This is a genomic window from Candidatus Brevundimonas phytovorans, assembly GCA_029203145.1.
Lineage (GTDB): Bacteria > Pseudomonadota > Alphaproteobacteria > Caulobacterales > Caulobacteraceae > Brevundimonas > Brevundimonas phytovorans.
On the sequence record CP119309.1, the window covers coordinates 3,080,878 to 3,095,790 of the forward strand.

Below are 14,913 nucleotides of genomic sequence, written 5' to 3' on the forward strand. Positions count from 1 at the left end.
CTAGGTCTTTGGCGGCGCGCCGGGCCTGAATCTCAGGCGGCAATGCAGGCGGCCGTCGGCGTAGTCCATGGTCGCCGCGCCGGCCAGGGTGGTGCGGATGCTGGTCTCGATCAGGCGCGAGCCGAAGCCTGAGCGCGTCGGCGCGACCACGGTCGGACCGCCGTGCTCGCGCCAGTCCAGGGTGATCAGGCCCTCGTCGTCGGCCTCCGTCCAGTCGACCGTCACCCAGCCGCCGGGGCCGTCCGGGCAGCTGAGGGCGCCGTATTTGGCGGCGTTGGTGACCAGTTCGTGCAGGATCAGGCCCATCGACAGGGCCTGCTCGGCGCCCAGGGTCACGTCCGGCCCGGTCATCCGCAGACGATCCTCGGCATAGGGTCGGAACTCCTGGACCAGAAGGTCGCGCAGCCGCGCCTTTTCCCAGCCGTTGGCGGTCAGCAGGTTGTGGGTGTCCGACAGGGCGATCAGCCGGGCCTGGAACAGCCGCATGAAATCCTCGACGCTGCTGGAGCGGCGCGCCGTCAGGGCGGCGATGGACTGGATGGTGGCCAGGGTGTTCTTCACCCTATGGTTCAGCTCATTGATCAGCAGGCGCTGGCGATGCTCGCTGGTGGCCAGGGCGGCGAAGGCCTGACGCCGGTCGGTGACGTCGGTGATGACCCCGGCCAGCTTGATCGGTCGTCCTGAACGCGAGCGGATCAGTCGTCCGCGCAACTGCAGCCAGCGGCCGCTGTCCCGCATCTGATACTCGGCGTTGTATTCGCCGCCCCTGAGCGCCCGCGCCAGGGTGGCGGCGCGGCGCGGCAGGTCTTCAGGCTTGAGCTTGCGCAGGAAGTCGGCCGCGCCGAAGGCCTCGCCGTGGGCCAAGCCCAGGTATTTGCGCGCCCGGCCGGACAGCCAGAGGCTCTGGCCCGGAAGGCTCAGCTCCCAATAGCCGACCCCGCCCGCGTCAATGATGGCGATCAGCTTGTCGCGCTGGCCGACCATGGAGGCCGCCAGCGCCAGAAACAGGATGACGACGGTCACGGCGGCCACGCCCACGGCCAGCATCAGCGGCGGAGCGCCGACCGGATGGATCGGGGCGGGGCTCTGCAACGGGGTCAGGGTCAGGGCCGCCATGGCGAAGTAGTGCATGCCCACGACCGCCAGCCCCAAGACGACCGCCGCCGCGAGCCGCACCCGCGTCGAACGCGCCCGCTCGGCGGCGACCAGAGCGATGATGGAGGCCGACAGGGCGACGACCGCGGACAGGGCCACCAGGCTGGGCCGATAGGCGAAGGCGGCCGTGGTCCGCAGCGCCGCCATGCCGACATAGTGCATGGTGCAGATGCTGGCGCCCATGATGAGGCCGGCCGGCAGAAGACGGCGCAAGCCCTCGCTTTGGGCCGCGATCAGAAAGGCCAGGCTGGACCCGGCGACGGCCAGCAGGAAGGAGACGAGGGTCAGGGTCAGGTCATACTGGACCGGGCCGCCCGGATCGAAGCCCAGCATGGCGATGAAATGCATCGACCAGACGCCGCCGCCCATGGCGGTCGCCGCCGTCGCCAGCCAGGCCAGCCGCGCCGCCCCCTGTCTTCCGCGCACCTGCTGGAACAGGTCCAGGGCTGTCCAGGCCGCGAACACGGCCACCAGGACGGACAGGGCGCCGAAGGGCGAGATGAGGTGTAGATGCACTTTCCAGCCTCCCTCGATCTGAAACGCGCAGTGATCCGATTTTTACAGGAGCGCCGTTCGTCGACGCTTGTCCAGCGTCCGGCGATGTTCAGGCGGTCGTCATCTGCATCGACAGCCATTCGGCCATCAGGGCGGGCTTGTCGCCGCCTTCGATCTCGACGGTGAGGGCGTGCTTCAGCAGCCAGCGGGTCACGCCGTCCTGGACGCCCTTGTTCTCGGCGGACATCAGGATGAACCGGCCGCGCACCCTCGATCCTGCGGGCACCGGGGCCAGGAAGCGCAGCTTGTCGAAGCCGTAGTTGACGCCCATGACCACCCCGTCCAGCGGCGCCACCGCTTCCGCCATGGCCGAGGCCAGGCTGAGGGTCAGAAACCCATGCGCGATGGTCCCGCCGAAGGGGGTCGCCCTGGCCCGCTCGGGATCGACGTGGATGAACTGCTCGTCCTCGGTGATCTTCGCAAAGGCGTCGATGCGGGCCTGATCAATGGTGATCCAGCGGCTGAGGCCGACCTCCTGGCCGACCAGGGATTGCAGATCGCTCGGCTTCGTCATCGGGGTCCCCTCCGTTTTCCGCAGCCTTGACTGCGTCGCGGACGGGCGCAAGGGGCGGCAGTCAGCCCTTGAACCGCCCCTCGATGATCTCGGCGAACAGGCCCGGATCGACGTTGCCGCCGGACAGGATGATCCCGGTGGTCAGGCCCTTGCCCGCGACCTTGCCGGACAGCAATGCGGCGAGGGACACGGCGCCGCCCGGCTCGATGACCAGCTTCAGCCAGCGGAAGGCGAAGCGCATGGCCTCGGCCACCTCGGCGTCGGTAACGGTCGCGGCGCCCGACAGGCGTCGGTTGACGGGGAAGGTCAGTTCGCCCGGCATGGGCGCCATCAGGGCGTCGCAGATGGACGGGGCGCCTTGCGGATGGGCCGTGCGTTCGCCGGCTTCCAGCGAGCGGCGGGTGTCGTCGAAGGCTTCGGGCTCGACCACGATGACGCGGGTCTCGGGGCTCTGTTCGGCCATGACCAGGTTGATGCCGGCGATCAGACCGCCGCCCGAGGCGCCGCACAGCAGCTGGTCCATCGGGATCCCCGCCTGTTCCAGCATCTCCAGGCCCACCGTGCCCTGGCCTTCGATGATGAAGGGATCGTCGAAGGGCGGGACCAGGACGGCGCCGCGTTCGGCGGCGATCTCGGCGCCGATGGCCTCACGGCTCTCGCTCCAGCGATCGTAGAAGCGCACCTCGCCGCCGAAGGCGCGCACGCCCTCGACCTTCACCGTGGGACTGTCGGACGGCATGACGATCAGGGCGCGGGTTCCCACGGCCTGCGCGGCGGCGGCCACCCCCTGCGCGTGATTGCCCGAAGAATAGGCCACGACGCCGCGCGTCTTCTCCGTCTCGGTCAGGCGGCTGATGCGGTTATAGGCCCCGCGAAACTTGAAGGCGCCCGCGACCTGCAGCGTCTCGGCCTTCATCAGGACGCGACCGCCGACGGTCGCGTTCAGAGCCGGATGCTCGATCAGCGGCGTGCGCACGGCGGCGGGGGCGATCTGGCGGGCGGCGTCGAGGACGCCGGAGAAGGAGGGCGTGTGCATGAGTTTCCTCTTACGTGCAGACGCAGGCTCTGCATAACTCACATCATGCAAGCGAACATGATCCTCGCCATCGACCAGGGCACCACCTCGACGCGGGCGATTGCGTTCGAGGTCACGCCTCAACCAGGGCGAAGCCCGGTAGGCGACAATCAGCCTCAAGCAGGGCGAAGCCCGGTAGGCCGCAAAAATGGAGGCGCGTTCAGCGCCGTCGCCGTCAGCCAGATCGAACTGGCCCAGCACTTCCCGCGCTCGGGCTGGGTCGAACATGACGCCGCCGAGATCTGGCGCGCGACCTTGCAGACCTGTCGCGAGGTGGTGCGCAAGGCCGGCGGGGTGGATCGTTTCGCCGCCGTGGGCATCACCAACCAGCGCGAGACGGCGGTCCTGTGGGACGCCGGGACCGGCGAGCCCTTGCATCGGGCCATCGTCTGGCAGGACCGGCGCACGTCGGACGTGACCACGCGGCTGGCGGCGGAAGGACATGAGGCAGCGGTGCAGGCCGCGACCGGCCTGATCCTCGACCCCTATTTCTCGGCCTCGAAATACGCCTGGCTGCTGGACGAAGTGCCGGGGGCGCGGGAGCGGGCGGCGAGGGGCGAGGTCCTGCTGGGCACCATCGACGCCTGGCTGATCTGGAAGCTGACGGGCGGACAAAGCCACGTCACCGACGCCACCAACGCCAGCCGCACCAGCCTGATGGACTTGCGGACGCTGCAATGGCGCGAGGACCTGTGCGACCTGTTCAAGGTGCCCATGCAGGCCCTGCCGGAGATCCGGGGATGCGCCGATCATCTGGGCGACTGCGACGCCAGCCTGTTCGGGCGGCCCCTGCCTGTTCATGGGTCGGCGGGGGACCAGCAGGCGGCCCTGGTCGGCCATGGGGCGCTGGCGGCGGGGGACGCCAAGATCACCTATGGCACCGGAGCCTTTCTGGTGGCCAACGTCGGAGAGGCGCCGGTGGCCTCGACCTCGCGACTGCTGGGGACCCTGGGCTACGCTGCTGATGGCCAGGTCGCCTATGCGCTGGAAGGGTCGATCTTCTCGGCCGGGTCGGCGATCCAGTGGCTGCGCGACGGGCTGAAGGTGATCTCGGACTCGCGTCAGTCCGAGGCCGTGGCCCAGACGCTGAAGGACAATGGCGGGGTCTATCTGGTCCCCGGCTTCACCGGCCTGGGCGCGCCCTGGTGGCAGCCCGAGGCGCGCGGCACGGTCATCGGCCTGACCCGCGACAGCGGCCCGGCCCACTTCGTCCGGGCGGCGCTGGAGAGCCTGGCCTATCAGACCCGCGACCTGCTGGACGCCCTGAAGACGGATGGCGCGCCGGCCCTGACGCGGCTGAAGGTGGACGGCGGGGTCACGGCCAACGCCTTCGCCATGCAGTTCGTCGCCGACATCTGCGAGGTCGAGGTCGAGCGCCCGGCCTTCCAGGAGATGACGGCCATGGGGGCGGCGCGGCTGGCGGCCTTCGGCGTCGGCCTGACGTCGGAGCTGTGGACCGCCCCGCTCGAGGCCCCCGCCGTCTGGCGCCCGCGGATGGGCGACGAGGAGCGGGCGCGGCTGCTGAAGGGCTGGCGCGGGGCGGTGAAGGCCGCCATCATCGCCGCCGAATGATCGCACGCACGCCAAAGAGCGGCGGCGGGGGAGACGAGACATGACCGAAAGTCTTGATGCTCAGGCGGCCTTTTCCGGCACGCGCGAGGTGGACGAACGCTATCGGCTGGACGAGGCGGCGCTGGATCGGTGGCTGAGCGCGAACGTCGAGGGCTACGCCGGGCCGCTGACGATCCGCCAGTTCAAGGGCGGTCAGTCCAACCCCACCTATGAGCTGACCACGCCGGGTCGGACCTATGTCCTGCGGCGCAAGCCGCCGGGCGTCCTGCTGGCCAGCGCCCACGCCGTGGACCGCGAGTTCACCGTCATCTCCGCCCTGCACGCCCAGGGGTTTCCGGTGGCGCGACCCTATGCTCTGTGTACGGACGAAGCCGTGATCGGCTCGATCTTCTATGTCATGGACAAGGTTGAGGGCCGGGTCTTCTGGGACCTGAAACTGCCGGGGCTGTCGCCCGCCGAGCGCCGCGCCGTCTATGAGGCCCAGACGGATACGCTGGCGGCGCTGCATGCTTTCGATCCCGCCGCCATCGGCCTGTCGGACTACGGCAAGCCGGGCAATTATTTCGCGCGGCAGGTCGGACGCTGGACCAAGCAGTATCGGGCCTCGGAGATCGCGCCGATCCCGGCGATGGACCGGCTGATCGCCTTCCTGCCCGACAGCCTGCCGCCGGAGGGGCCGACGCGGATCGTCCACGGCGACTTCCGCCTCGACAACATGATCCTCGCGCCCGATGCGGCCAGGGTCAGGGCGGTGCTGGACTGGGAGCTGTCGACCCTGGGCGACCCCATGGCCGACTTCTCCTATCTGCTGATCGCGTGGGTCATACCGGCGTCTTTGCGCAACGGACTGGCGGGGGCGGACCTGAAAGAACTGGGCATTCCCTCGGTTGAGGAGACGGTCGCACGCTACGCCGAAAAGACGGGCACGGCGCCGCTACAGAATCTCGACTGGCTGTTCGCCTACAACCTGTTCCGGCTGGCGGCCATCTGTCAGGGCATAGCCGGGCGGGTGCGCGACGGCACCGCCGCCAGCGCCCACGCCAGGAGCATGGCGGCTCAGGTCGGGCCCCTGTCGGATGCGGCCTGGAGCTTCGCCCAGCGGGCCGGGGCGTGAAGCTTGGCGGTAATTAAAACAGTTTTTGTTGCGGTTGGATTGTGAAACGGCGCCGGAAGCCCTACCTTCCGGTCTGGAGCATTGATCAAGATGTCTGACAGCCAAAGATTCCCCGTCGCCGCCCACGCCCTGGCCTATCTGGCCCACAAGGGCGCCTATTCGGCCGCCGACGCCGCACCCAGCGCCGTTCTGGCCGCCTCGGTGCCGACCAATCCGGTGGTCATCCGCCGGGTCACGGCCCTGCTGGCCAAGGCCGGGCTGATCGCCACGCGCCCCGGCGCCTCGGGCGGGTCCTGGCTGCTGCGTCAGCCCGAGACCATCTGCCTGGACGAGGTGCTGAAGGCCGTGAACGGCTGCGCCCATCTGGGCTCCACCCCCGCCGGGGCCAAGGGGTGTCCTGTGGGCGAGCATATCCCGCGCCAGGTGGCCAAGGCCCTGACCGCCGCCGATCAGGCTGCGGGGGCGGCCCTGTCCAAGATCACCATCGCCGACCTGCTCGACGCCGACCCCGCGTCGTTGCGCGACTTCGCGCCGCATTCGTCCTGTCCTGTCGCTGCCTGACGCGCCGCTTGGGGGATCATCGCCGAACCATCCTGATCACGGGGGCCAGCGCCGGCATCGGCGCGGCCCTGGCGCACGAGTGCGCCGGGCGAGGCTATGACCTGATCCTGACCGCGCGTCGTGAAGGGGCGCTGACGGCTCTGGCCGAGACCCTGGTCGCCCGCTACGGCGTCGCCGCCGGCGTCATCCCCGCCGATCTGGCCGAACCGGGCGCGCCCGCGGCCCTGGTCGCGGCGATCGCGGCGCGGGGCCTCAGCGTCGACGGCCTGATCAACAACGCCGGCTTCAGCCGCACCACGGGCTTTCTCTCCACCGATCCTGCCGACCACGCCGCCATGATCCGCGTCATGCTGACCGCGCCGGTCGAACTGTCGCGGCTGCTGCTGCCGGGCATGGTGGAACGCCACTGGGGCCGGGTGCTGAACGTCGCCTCGCTGGCCGGGCAGATGCCCGCAACCGGCGGCGACACGCTTTATGGGCCGATCAAGAGCTTCCTGATCAAGGCCTCGCAGGGGCTGTGGCTGGAGATGCGCGGAACGGGGGTGCACGTCACGGCCCTGTGCCCCGGCTACACCTATACCGAGTTTCACGACGTCAACGGCTCGCGCGCTCAGGTGTCGAGCGCCTATCCCAAGTGGATGTGGATGGACGCCGACCGCGTGGCCCGCATCGGCTGGGACGCGGTCGAGGCCGATCGCCCGCGCGTCACGCCGGGCGTCGCCAACAATGTGCTGGCGGCCCTGGGTGGGATGCTGCCCGACGCCCTGGCGCTAAGAATGGTCGGCGGCCACGCCAAACGGCTGGACCGGCTCTAGACCTCAAAAGGCTCAGTGACCGCCGGCGGGGTAGGGCGCCGTGACCCCGATGCTGAACATGCCGGGGATGGCCTCGCCCAGACCGGCGATGATGAACTGGATGGCCAGGGCGCACAGGATCAGGCCCAGGACGCGGACCACGATGGCCATGCCGACATCGCCGAGGATGCGGCTGATCGGGCCGGTGCAGGCAAAGCAGACGAAGGTGACGAGGCAGGCCGCCGCCATGGCGATCAGCGACGAGGCCGTGCCCGCCGCGCCCAGCTTCTGGGCTTCGCCGGCGTTGATGATGATGGCCGAGATGGCGCCGGGGCCGATCATCAGCGGAATGGCGAAGGGCACGATCAGACGCTTGAACCGGCGCTTGGCGTAGCCGCGCACGTCCTTGGCGTCGGTCACGGCGTCGGCGTCGGCGAAGATCTTGAGGAAGTCCTCGCGCGCCATGTCGAGCCCGAGCAACAGCAGCAGGATGCCGCCGGCGATGCGGAAGGCGGCCAGCGAAATGCCGAAGAACTGCAGCAGGCCGAGGCCCGTGAAGAAGAAGAAGCCGAGGAAGACGACCGCGAAGCCGCAGATCATGGCCGAGACGCTGATTCTCTGACGCAGCGAGGCCCCGGCGGTGGCGGCGGCGAAGATCGGCACATTGCCGATGGGGTCCAGCAGCGCGAACAGCGCCACGAACAGGTTGACCCCCAGATCGACCGCGTCCATTGCTTCGTCCCGCCCTAAAAACCCGCCGCGCGACCCGCGACGCTTCGCCCCACCTATCGGGGCATCCGCGCGCGCCTGCAACCCGCCGAGAGCCGGAAATGTCCGAAGTCCCTTCTGTCGACCTGGCCAACCGCCCCTTCGACCCCCGTGTTATCTGCGCCCTGGACGTGCCGACGACGGAGGAGGCGCGGGCCCTGGTCGAGCGCATCGGCGACGCGGTCGGCTTCTACAAGGTGGGGCTGCAACTGTTCGCCTCGGACGGCATGGGGCTGGCGCGCGCGCTGAAGGCGGCGGGCCATCAGGTGTTTCTGGACTGGAAGCTTCACGACATCGGCGCGACGGTGGAGAAGGCGACGGCGGTTCTGGCGAACGCGGGTTGCGACCTGCTGACCGTCCACGCCCGGCCCCAGGTCATGGCGGCGGCGGCGCGCGGGGCGGCGGGGTCGGACCTGAAGATTCTGGGCGTCACCGTCCTGACCAGCCTGACCGAGGATGATCTGAAGGCGGACGATCACAGCCTGTCGGCGGCGGACCTGGTCGAACTGCGGGTGCGACAGGCGCTGGAGGCGGGCGTCCACGGCGTCGTCTCCAGCCCGCATGAGGCGGCCCGCGTGCGCGAGATCGCCTTGGCGGCGGGCCGCGAGGACTTCCTGATTGTGACGCCGGGCGTGCGCCCGACCGGCGCGGCTCTGGACGATCAGGCGCGGGCGGCGACCCCGACCAGCGCCCTGGAGGCCGGCGCGACCCATCTGGTCATCGGGCGTCCGATCACGGCCTCCGGCGATCCGCGCGCGGCGGCGCAAGCGATTACCGCAGAGATCGCGCTCGTCTAAAGGCCGATCACGGCGGAGATTGCGTTGATCTGATCGCAACCCCTTGATCCACGTGAAACAAAAGGGCGGCCTCTTCGCAGAGGTCGCCCTTTTTCTCTAGCCCCGCTCGCCCGGTTCCTGGGCATAGGGGCGTTCCGTCGGAGATCTCTGGGGCGGCGGAGGCGGCGTGTCGGGCATGGCGTAATAGCCCTGCTCGAAATGGACCTGAGGCGGGGCGGCTTCGACGCGCGGCGGCTCGACGTGGACCTGGGGCGGCGCGACCTCGACCTGAGCCGGGGCGATGCGAACGTCGGCGGGGGCCACATAGACCGGCGGCGGCGAGACATAGACGCGGGCCGGCTCGACATAGACCGGGGCCGGCTGCACATAGACCGGCGGGGCTTCCACATAGACGGGGGGTTGCGAGACGTAGACCGGCGCGGGTTGGTAATAGGCCGGCTGCGGGGCCGGACCGCAGCGGCAGTCCTGGGCGTAACCGCCGGGGGCGTAACCGTGCTGGTAGTAGCCTTGCTGATACTGGCCTTGCGAATACTGGCCCTGGCCATAACCGCCGCGCGTCCAGGGATAGCGGCCATAGCCGTCCACCGGATAGCCGAAGGGCATGGAGCGGGTCACGCCGCCATAACCGTGGCGGATCGGCTCCTGATAGGGGGCGACCACGACCGGCGGACGCTGGCCGGCGCCGCCGTAGCCGTAACCATAGCCATAGGTCTCGACCGGGCCATAGCCGCCCTGCCAGCCGCTGTCGCTGTACCAGGTCTGGACCCGGCTTTCGACGAGGGGGCCGCGCTGGGCGTAGGTCTGCTGGGCGTAGCCGGCGGCGGCGTTGTGGCGCACATGACGCTGCTGCGCCTCGGCGGTTCCGGCGGCCATCAGGACCGCGAAGACGGCGATATGGACAACAGGCTTCATGGCCACGCTCCTTGTTTTAGCCGCAAAGGTTAATGCGGTTTCGGAGGAAGCGTTCAATATTCTCCCCTCGCGCGAGCCGGGCGGGGCCTGGCTCTGGAGGCCGGGCTCAGAAGTCGACCGCCAGGCCCTTCTTCTCCCAGTCGCCGTAGCGGGTGGGTTCAGGGCCGTGCGGGCCGCCGTGTTCGGTGTCCAGAACCGGGTCTTCGCTCGCCTTGCGACGTTCGGCCGCTTCCAGCAGGGCGCGGCGCGCGACCGCGCTCAAGGGACGCTCAGGGGTGGCGTGGGGCACGTCGGCGTTGAAGGCGGGGGCCTGTTCGGCGGCGTCGGCGGCGGGCGGGGTGGGCTGTTCGGTCACAGGGGGTCTGCCTTGAGGGCGGGGATACGGGGGATCAAATAGAGGTTCAGGCTCTCGACGCCACCCCTGACGACGCTGCGGACCCGATGAACCATCTCAAGACCTTCGCCCTGCTGGCCGTGATGACCGCCCTGTTCATGGGGATCGGCTATCTGATCGGCGGCGCCATGGGCATGGTCGTCGCCTTGGTGGTGGCGGCGGGGATGAACCTGTTCAGCTACTGGAACGCCGACAAGATCGTGCTGAAGATGTACAAGGCCCAGGTGGTGGACGAGACCCACCCCAACGCCGTGGTTCGGGCCTATGTCGCCGACGTGAAGCAGATGGCGACCGACGCGGGCCTGCCCCTGCCGACCATCACCATTATTCCTAATGACCAGCCCAACGCCTTCGCCACCGGTCGCAATCCCCAGAACGCCGCCGTGGCCGCCACCAGCGGTCTGCTGGACATGCTGACGCGCGAGGAGGTGAGGGGGGTGATGGCGCACGAACTGGCCCATGTGAAGAACCGCGACACCCTGACCATGACGGTGACGGCCACGGTGGCGGGCGCCATCGCCATGCTGGCCAATTTCGCGCTCTTCTTTGGCGGCGGCGACGACCGCGAGCGGCCTGGCGGTCTGATCGGGACCATCGCCCTGATGCTGCTGGCGCCCATGGCGGCGGGTCTGGTGCAGATGGCCATCAGCCGGGCGCGTGAATACGAGGCCGACCGCGTCGGCGCCGAGATCGCCAAGGACCCCCAGGCCCTGGCTTCGGCCCTGCAGAAGATCGAGGCCTATGCGCGCGGCGCGGTCAATGTGCCGGCCGAGCGTAATCCGGCCACGGCCCACATGTTCATCATCAACCCGCTGAACGGCAAGGGCGCCGACAGCCTGTTCTCGACCCATCCGGCGACCGGCAACCGCGTCCGCGCCCTGATGGAGCTGGGGGCGGCCATGGGCATGAGCCGACGTGCGGCGGCGGCGCCTGTGGCGCCCGCTCCGGTCATGGGCTCGGTGCGGACCAGCGTGCCGACCACGCCGTCCGAGCGAGCGACATCGCGGGGTCCCTGGGGCTGATCGCCTTTGCGTGCGCGGCCTTAAGGGGCTAGAGCGCGCGCCATGACCGACAAGTCCGACCCCGCCGATCTCCCTGCCTTCGACAGCGACCGCCCCGAATGGGCCCAGGCCCACGGCCCGCTGCGCTCGTTCGGACGCATCAAGTCACGGCCGATCAAGGCGCGTCAGGCGGCCCTGTTCGACACCCTGATGCCGCAGATCGCCGTGCCGGACCCGACCAAGGGACCGATCGATCCGCAGGCCCTGATGCCCGAGGCGAAGGAAGTCTGGCTCGAGATCGGCTTCGGCGGCGGCGAACACCTGGCGGAGCAGGCGACGCGCAACCCGGACGCCCTGATGATCGGCTGCGAGCCCTTTCTCAACGGCGTGGCCTCGGCCCTGCGCCATGTGGAGGAGGGCGGCCTGAAGAACGTGCGCCTGCACGCCGACGACGCCCGCGCCGTGATGACGGCCCTGCCGGACGCCTCGCTGGACCGGGTGATGATCCTCTTCCCCGACCCCTGGCACAAGGCGCGCCACAACAAGCGCCGCCTGTTGCAGGACGAGACGGCGGTGGAGATCGCCCGTCTGCTCAAGCCCGGCGGTCGGGTGCGCTTCGTCACCGACTGGCTGGACTATGCTGAATGGGCGCTGGAGCGGCTGGCGCGCACGCCGGGCCTGACGCGGGTTCAGGCTGAGGGCGCCGATTGGTTCGCCGTCCCGGCCGACCACGTCGTCACCCGCTATGAGGAAAAGAAGCTGGGCGACACCACGCCGATCTTCCTTGAGTTCCAGCGCCAGGCCTAGCCTTATGGGCGGCGACCCGAACCCGGAGCCGACCATGACCTTCAGCCTCTATGACGCCTCCGTGCCCATGTTCGTGCGGGGCCTGAACGCCCTGGTCGGCGTGATCGACAAGGCGGCGGCCTCGGGGCTGGATGAAGCGAGCCTGATGCAGGGGCGTCTGGCCCCCGACATGCTGCCCTTTGTCGCCCAGGTCCGGATCGCGACCGATACGGCCAAGGGGGCGGTCGCCCGGTTGAGCGGGGCCGAGCCCCTGGTCCTGGCCGACGACGAGACCAGCCTGGCGCAGTTGCGCGATCGGGTGCTGCGGACCATCGCCTATGTCGAGGGCGTCGGGGTCGAGACGTTCGCGGGGGCAGAGACCCGTCCGGTGCAGCTGAAATTCCCCGGCATGGAGTTGAATTTCGACGGCGCCGGCTATCTGACCAGCTTCGCCCTGCCCAACTTCTATTTCCACGTCACGACCGCCTACGCCCTCCTGCGCCACGCCGGGATCGCCCTGGGCAAGCGCGACTATCTGGGGCGCCTGTCCCTGGTCTGAGGCGGTCGCCGGCCTTGACGTAAGGGTAAATACGCAAGGGATAGTCCGCAGGCCCAGCTTCGCCTGACGTTTACCCGCATCAAGGATTTTCGCCGAAATCCTCGGGGGAGGTGCGTCTTTGCGCGTCCTCCGATGACCTCCGCGCGCCCCTCCCGGGCCGCTCGGCGACGCTCGCCCTTTTTGAAGTTTGACCTCCGTATCGGCGCGCGCCGATGCCGGTGCAGCCACAGGACCTCCCCCCGGTGAACTTGGACAACGTAAGAATTTCTCGAAAGCTGGCCGGGGCCTTCGCCCTGATCGTGGCGGTGATCGTCGCGCTCGGCGTGGTGGTCTTCATCCAGGTCCGCGAGCTGGAAAAGGCCAAGGAGACCGTGGCTCTTGTCGAGTCTGTCACGGCCAAGACGGCCCAGCTGAAGCGTTCGGTGGATCAGCAGGAAAGCCGCACGCGCGCCTATCTGCTGACCGCCAAACCCGCCCATCTTGAGCGGATCGAAGCGCACAAGGTGATGTTCCGCGAGATCGCCGCCGATCTGAAGGCGGACACCGCCCACATTCCCGGCTCTCCGGCGCGCGTGGACGCCCTGACCGATGCCGTGACCGCCTTCCAGGCGGCGGTGCTCGACCCGGAAATCCGTCTGGCCAGCCGGCCTGAAACCCGCCCTGAAGCCCTGGCGCTGACGGAGAGCGAGATCCCGACCCAGATGATGGCGCCGATCAACGCCGCCTTCGATACGATTACGGAGGCCCAGAGCGCGCGCAAGGAAAAGGCGCTCAAGACGCAGGCTGACGCCTTCCGGGCCACCAAGATCGCCCTGGGCGTGGGCATTCTCGCGGCCCTGACCCTGTCGATCCTGTTCGGTCTGGGTCTGGCGAAGATGATCGCGACCCCGATCGCGGCCATGACGGCGGCCATGCGTCGCCTGGCGGGCGGCGACAAGACCATCGTCGTCCCCGCCGTGGGTCGCAAGGACGAGGTCGGTGAAATGGCCGACGCCCTGCTGGCCTTCAAGGAGGCCGCCATCGCCAACGAGCGTCTGGAAGTCGAAGCCGCTGCTGCGCGTCAGGCCGCCGACGAAGAACGCGCTCGCGCCGAGGCTGAAAAGGCCCGTGTCGCCGAGGAAGACCGCGTCGCCGTCACCGCCCTGGGCCAGGGCCTGCAAGCCATGGCCAGCGGCGACCTGACCCACCGCATGACGGCCCAGGTCGCGGCCCGTTCGGAACAGTTGAAGACTGACTTCAACACCGCCATCGCCCAGCTGGAACAGGCCGTGGCCGTGGTGGTCGACAACGTCGCCGCCATCCGTTCGGGCGCCGGCGAGATCAGCCAGGCGTCGGACGACCTGTCGCGCCGCACCGAGCAACAGGCCGCCAGCCTGGAAGAAACCGCCGCCGCCCTGGACGAGATCACCGCCACGGTGAACAAGACCGCCGACGGCGCACGGCAGGCCTCCAGCGTGGTGCAGTCCGCGCGCGGCGACGCCGAAAAGAGCGGCGTCATCGTCCGCGACGCGGTTCAGGCCATGAACGCCATCGAGCAGTCCTCGGCTGAGATCGGCAACATCATCGGCGTCATCGACGAGATCGCCTTCCAGACCAACCTCCTGGCCCTGAACGCCGGCGTCGAGGCCGCGCGTGCGGGCGATGCGGGTCGCGGCTTCGCCGTGGTGGCCTCTGAAGTCCGGGCCCTGGCCCAGCGCTCGGCCGAAGCCGCGAAAGAGATCAAGACCCTGATCTCGGCCTCGGGCCAGCAGGTCGGCGCGGGCGTCAGCCTGGTCGGCCAGACGGGCGAGGCCCTGCAACGCATCGTCAGCCGCGTCGCCGAAATCGACGGTCTGGTCTCGGAAATCTCGGCCTCGGCCCAGGAGCAGGCCACCGGTCTGCAACAGGTCAACACCGCCGTGAACCAGATGGACCAGGTGACGCAGCAGAATGCGGCGATGGTCGAGGAATCCACCGCCGCCAGCCACTCCCTGTCGCAGGAGGCCGACACCCTGGCCGCCTCGGTGTCGCGCTTCCGCACCGGCCACGCCTCGGCCCCGGCCGCCGCGCGCAAGCCGGCGGCTCCGGCCCCTGCGGCGCGCAGCCCGCAGCCGGTGGCCCAGACCGTTGCGGCCCTGCGCGGGCAGGGCGGCGCCGCGCGCAAGCCGGCCCTGGCCGTGGTCACGGACGGCTGGGAGGAGTTCTGAATCGGGTCTGACGACGGCGGGGGCTGACACGGCCCCCGCTTTCGCCTATATGACCGCTCACATCGTTAGACCGGCGTCCAACGGCGTCGTTTCAAGCGGCGGCCCGGACGGACCGCCGCTTTTGTTTTCTGGATCCCTCCGGCGCCTGCGTGGCGGCCGGACAAAGAGTG

15 protein-coding genes are annotated in these 14,913 nt (G+C 69.4%); 9 read left to right on the forward strand and 6 right to left on the reverse strand.

Annotated elements, in window-relative coordinates; all coding sequences use genetic code 11:
* The 3 genes from P0Y52_15115 to P0Y52_15125 form a co-directional block, all read right to left on the reverse strand.
* Complete coding sequence (locus tag P0Y52_15115; GenBank protein ID WEK57848.1) at positions 1-1,671, reverse strand: MHYT domain-containing protein; 1,671 nt, start codon at positions 1,669-1,671, stop codon at positions 1-3.
* Positions 1,672-1,759: 88 nt separating this feature from the next.
* Complete coding sequence (locus P0Y52_15120; protein ID WEK57849.1) at positions 1,760-2,224, reverse strand: MaoC family dehydratase; 465 nt, start codon at positions 2,222-2,224, stop codon at positions 1,760-1,762.
* A gap of 61 nt (positions 2,225-2,285) precedes the next feature.
* A complete protein-coding gene (locus P0Y52_15125; protein ID WEK57850.1) occupies positions 2,286-3,260 on the reverse strand; it encodes a threonine/serine dehydratase in 975 nt (324 codons plus the stop codon).
* Between the two features lie 45 nt (positions 3,261-3,305).
* Between P0Y52_15125 and glpK the strand changes: the two genes are divergently transcribed.
* The 4 genes from glpK to P0Y52_15145 all read left to right on the forward strand — a co-directional run bounded on the left by glpK (position 3,306) and on the right by P0Y52_15145 (position 7,361).
* Positions 3,306-4,871, forward strand: a complete 1,566-nt coding sequence (gene glpK / locus P0Y52_15130) for a glycerol kinase GlpK (GenBank protein WEK57851.1) — start codon at positions 3,306-3,308, stop codon at positions 4,869-4,871.
* A gap of 40 nt (positions 4,872-4,911) precedes the next feature.
* Positions 4,912-5,985, forward strand: a complete 1,074-nt coding sequence (locus P0Y52_15135; GenBank protein WEK57852.1) for a phosphotransferase family protein — start codon at positions 4,912-4,914, stop codon at positions 5,983-5,985.
* Positions 5,986-6,075: 90 nt separating this feature from the next.
* The gene (locus P0Y52_15140) at positions 6,076-6,546 is read left to right on the forward strand and encodes an Rrf2 family transcriptional regulator (protein ID WEK57853.1); all 471 of its coding nucleotides are present in this window, start codon (positions 6,076-6,078) and stop codon (positions 6,544-6,546) included.
* 8 nt (positions 6,547-6,554) lie between these two features.
* Positions 6,555-7,361, forward strand: coding sequence for an SDR family oxidoreductase (locus P0Y52_15145; protein ID WEK57854.1), 807 nt, complete (start codon positions 6,555-6,557; stop codon positions 7,359-7,361).
* A 12-nt stretch (positions 7,362-7,373) separates the two neighbouring features.
* Here the strand turns inward: P0Y52_15145 and P0Y52_15150 are convergent, their stop codons facing one another.
* Positions 7,374-8,072 carry a MarC family protein gene (locus P0Y52_15150; protein WEK57855.1) on the reverse strand — a complete coding sequence of 233 codons (699 nt, stop codon included), beginning with the start codon at positions 8,070-8,072 and terminating at the stop codon, positions 7,374-7,376.
* Positions 8,073-8,170: 98 nt separating this feature from the next.
* On the opposite strand from P0Y52_15150, the gene pyrF reads away from it, so the two are divergent.
* Entirely contained in the window at positions 8,171-8,905 is a 735-nt protein-coding gene (gene pyrF / locus P0Y52_15155) for an orotidine-5'-phosphate decarboxylase (protein WEK57856.1), read from the forward strand.
* Positions 8,906-9,001: 96 nt separating this feature from the next.
* On the opposite strand, the gene P0Y52_15160 is transcribed toward pyrF, so the two are convergent.
* Both P0Y52_15160 and P0Y52_15165 read right to left on the reverse strand, forming a co-directional pair.
* Positions 9,002-9,817: a hypothetical protein gene (locus P0Y52_15160; GenBank protein WEK57857.1), complete on the reverse strand. Its 816-nt coding sequence runs from the start codon at positions 9,815-9,817 to the stop codon at positions 9,002-9,004.
* A 106-nt stretch (positions 9,818-9,923) separates the two neighbouring features.
* Positions 9,924-10,172 (reverse strand): DUF1674 domain-containing protein, encoded by a 249-nt coding sequence (locus P0Y52_15165; protein WEK57858.1) that lies wholly within the window; start codon positions 10,170-10,172, stop codon positions 9,924-9,926.
* A gap of 86 nt (positions 10,173-10,258) precedes the next feature.
* On the opposite strand from P0Y52_15165, the gene htpX reads away from it, so the two are divergent.
* The 4 genes from htpX (at position 10,259) to P0Y52_15185 (ending at position 14,743) form a co-directional block, all read left to right on the forward strand.
* Complete coding sequence (gene htpX / locus P0Y52_15170) at positions 10,259-11,233, forward strand: zinc metalloprotease HtpX (protein WEK57859.1); 975 nt, start codon at positions 10,259-10,261, stop codon at positions 11,231-11,233.
* A 42-nt stretch (positions 11,234-11,275) separates the two neighbouring features.
* Positions 11,276-12,019, forward strand: a complete 744-nt coding sequence (gene trmB / locus P0Y52_15175) for a tRNA (guanosine(46)-N7)-methyltransferase TrmB (GenBank protein ID WEK57860.1) — start codon at positions 11,276-11,278, stop codon at positions 12,017-12,019.
* 34 nt (positions 12,020-12,053) lie between these two features.
* Positions 12,054-12,557 (forward strand): DUF1993 domain-containing protein, encoded by a 504-nt coding sequence (locus P0Y52_15180; protein WEK57861.1) that lies wholly within the window; start codon positions 12,054-12,056, stop codon positions 12,555-12,557.
* Positions 12,558-12,769: 212 nt separating this feature from the next.
* Positions 12,770-14,743 carry a methyl-accepting chemotaxis protein gene (locus P0Y52_15185; GenBank protein ID WEK57862.1) on the forward strand — a complete coding sequence of 658 codons (1,974 nt, stop codon included), beginning with the start codon at positions 12,770-12,772 and terminating at the stop codon, positions 14,741-14,743.
* Positions 14,744-14,913 lie beyond the last annotated feature (170 nt).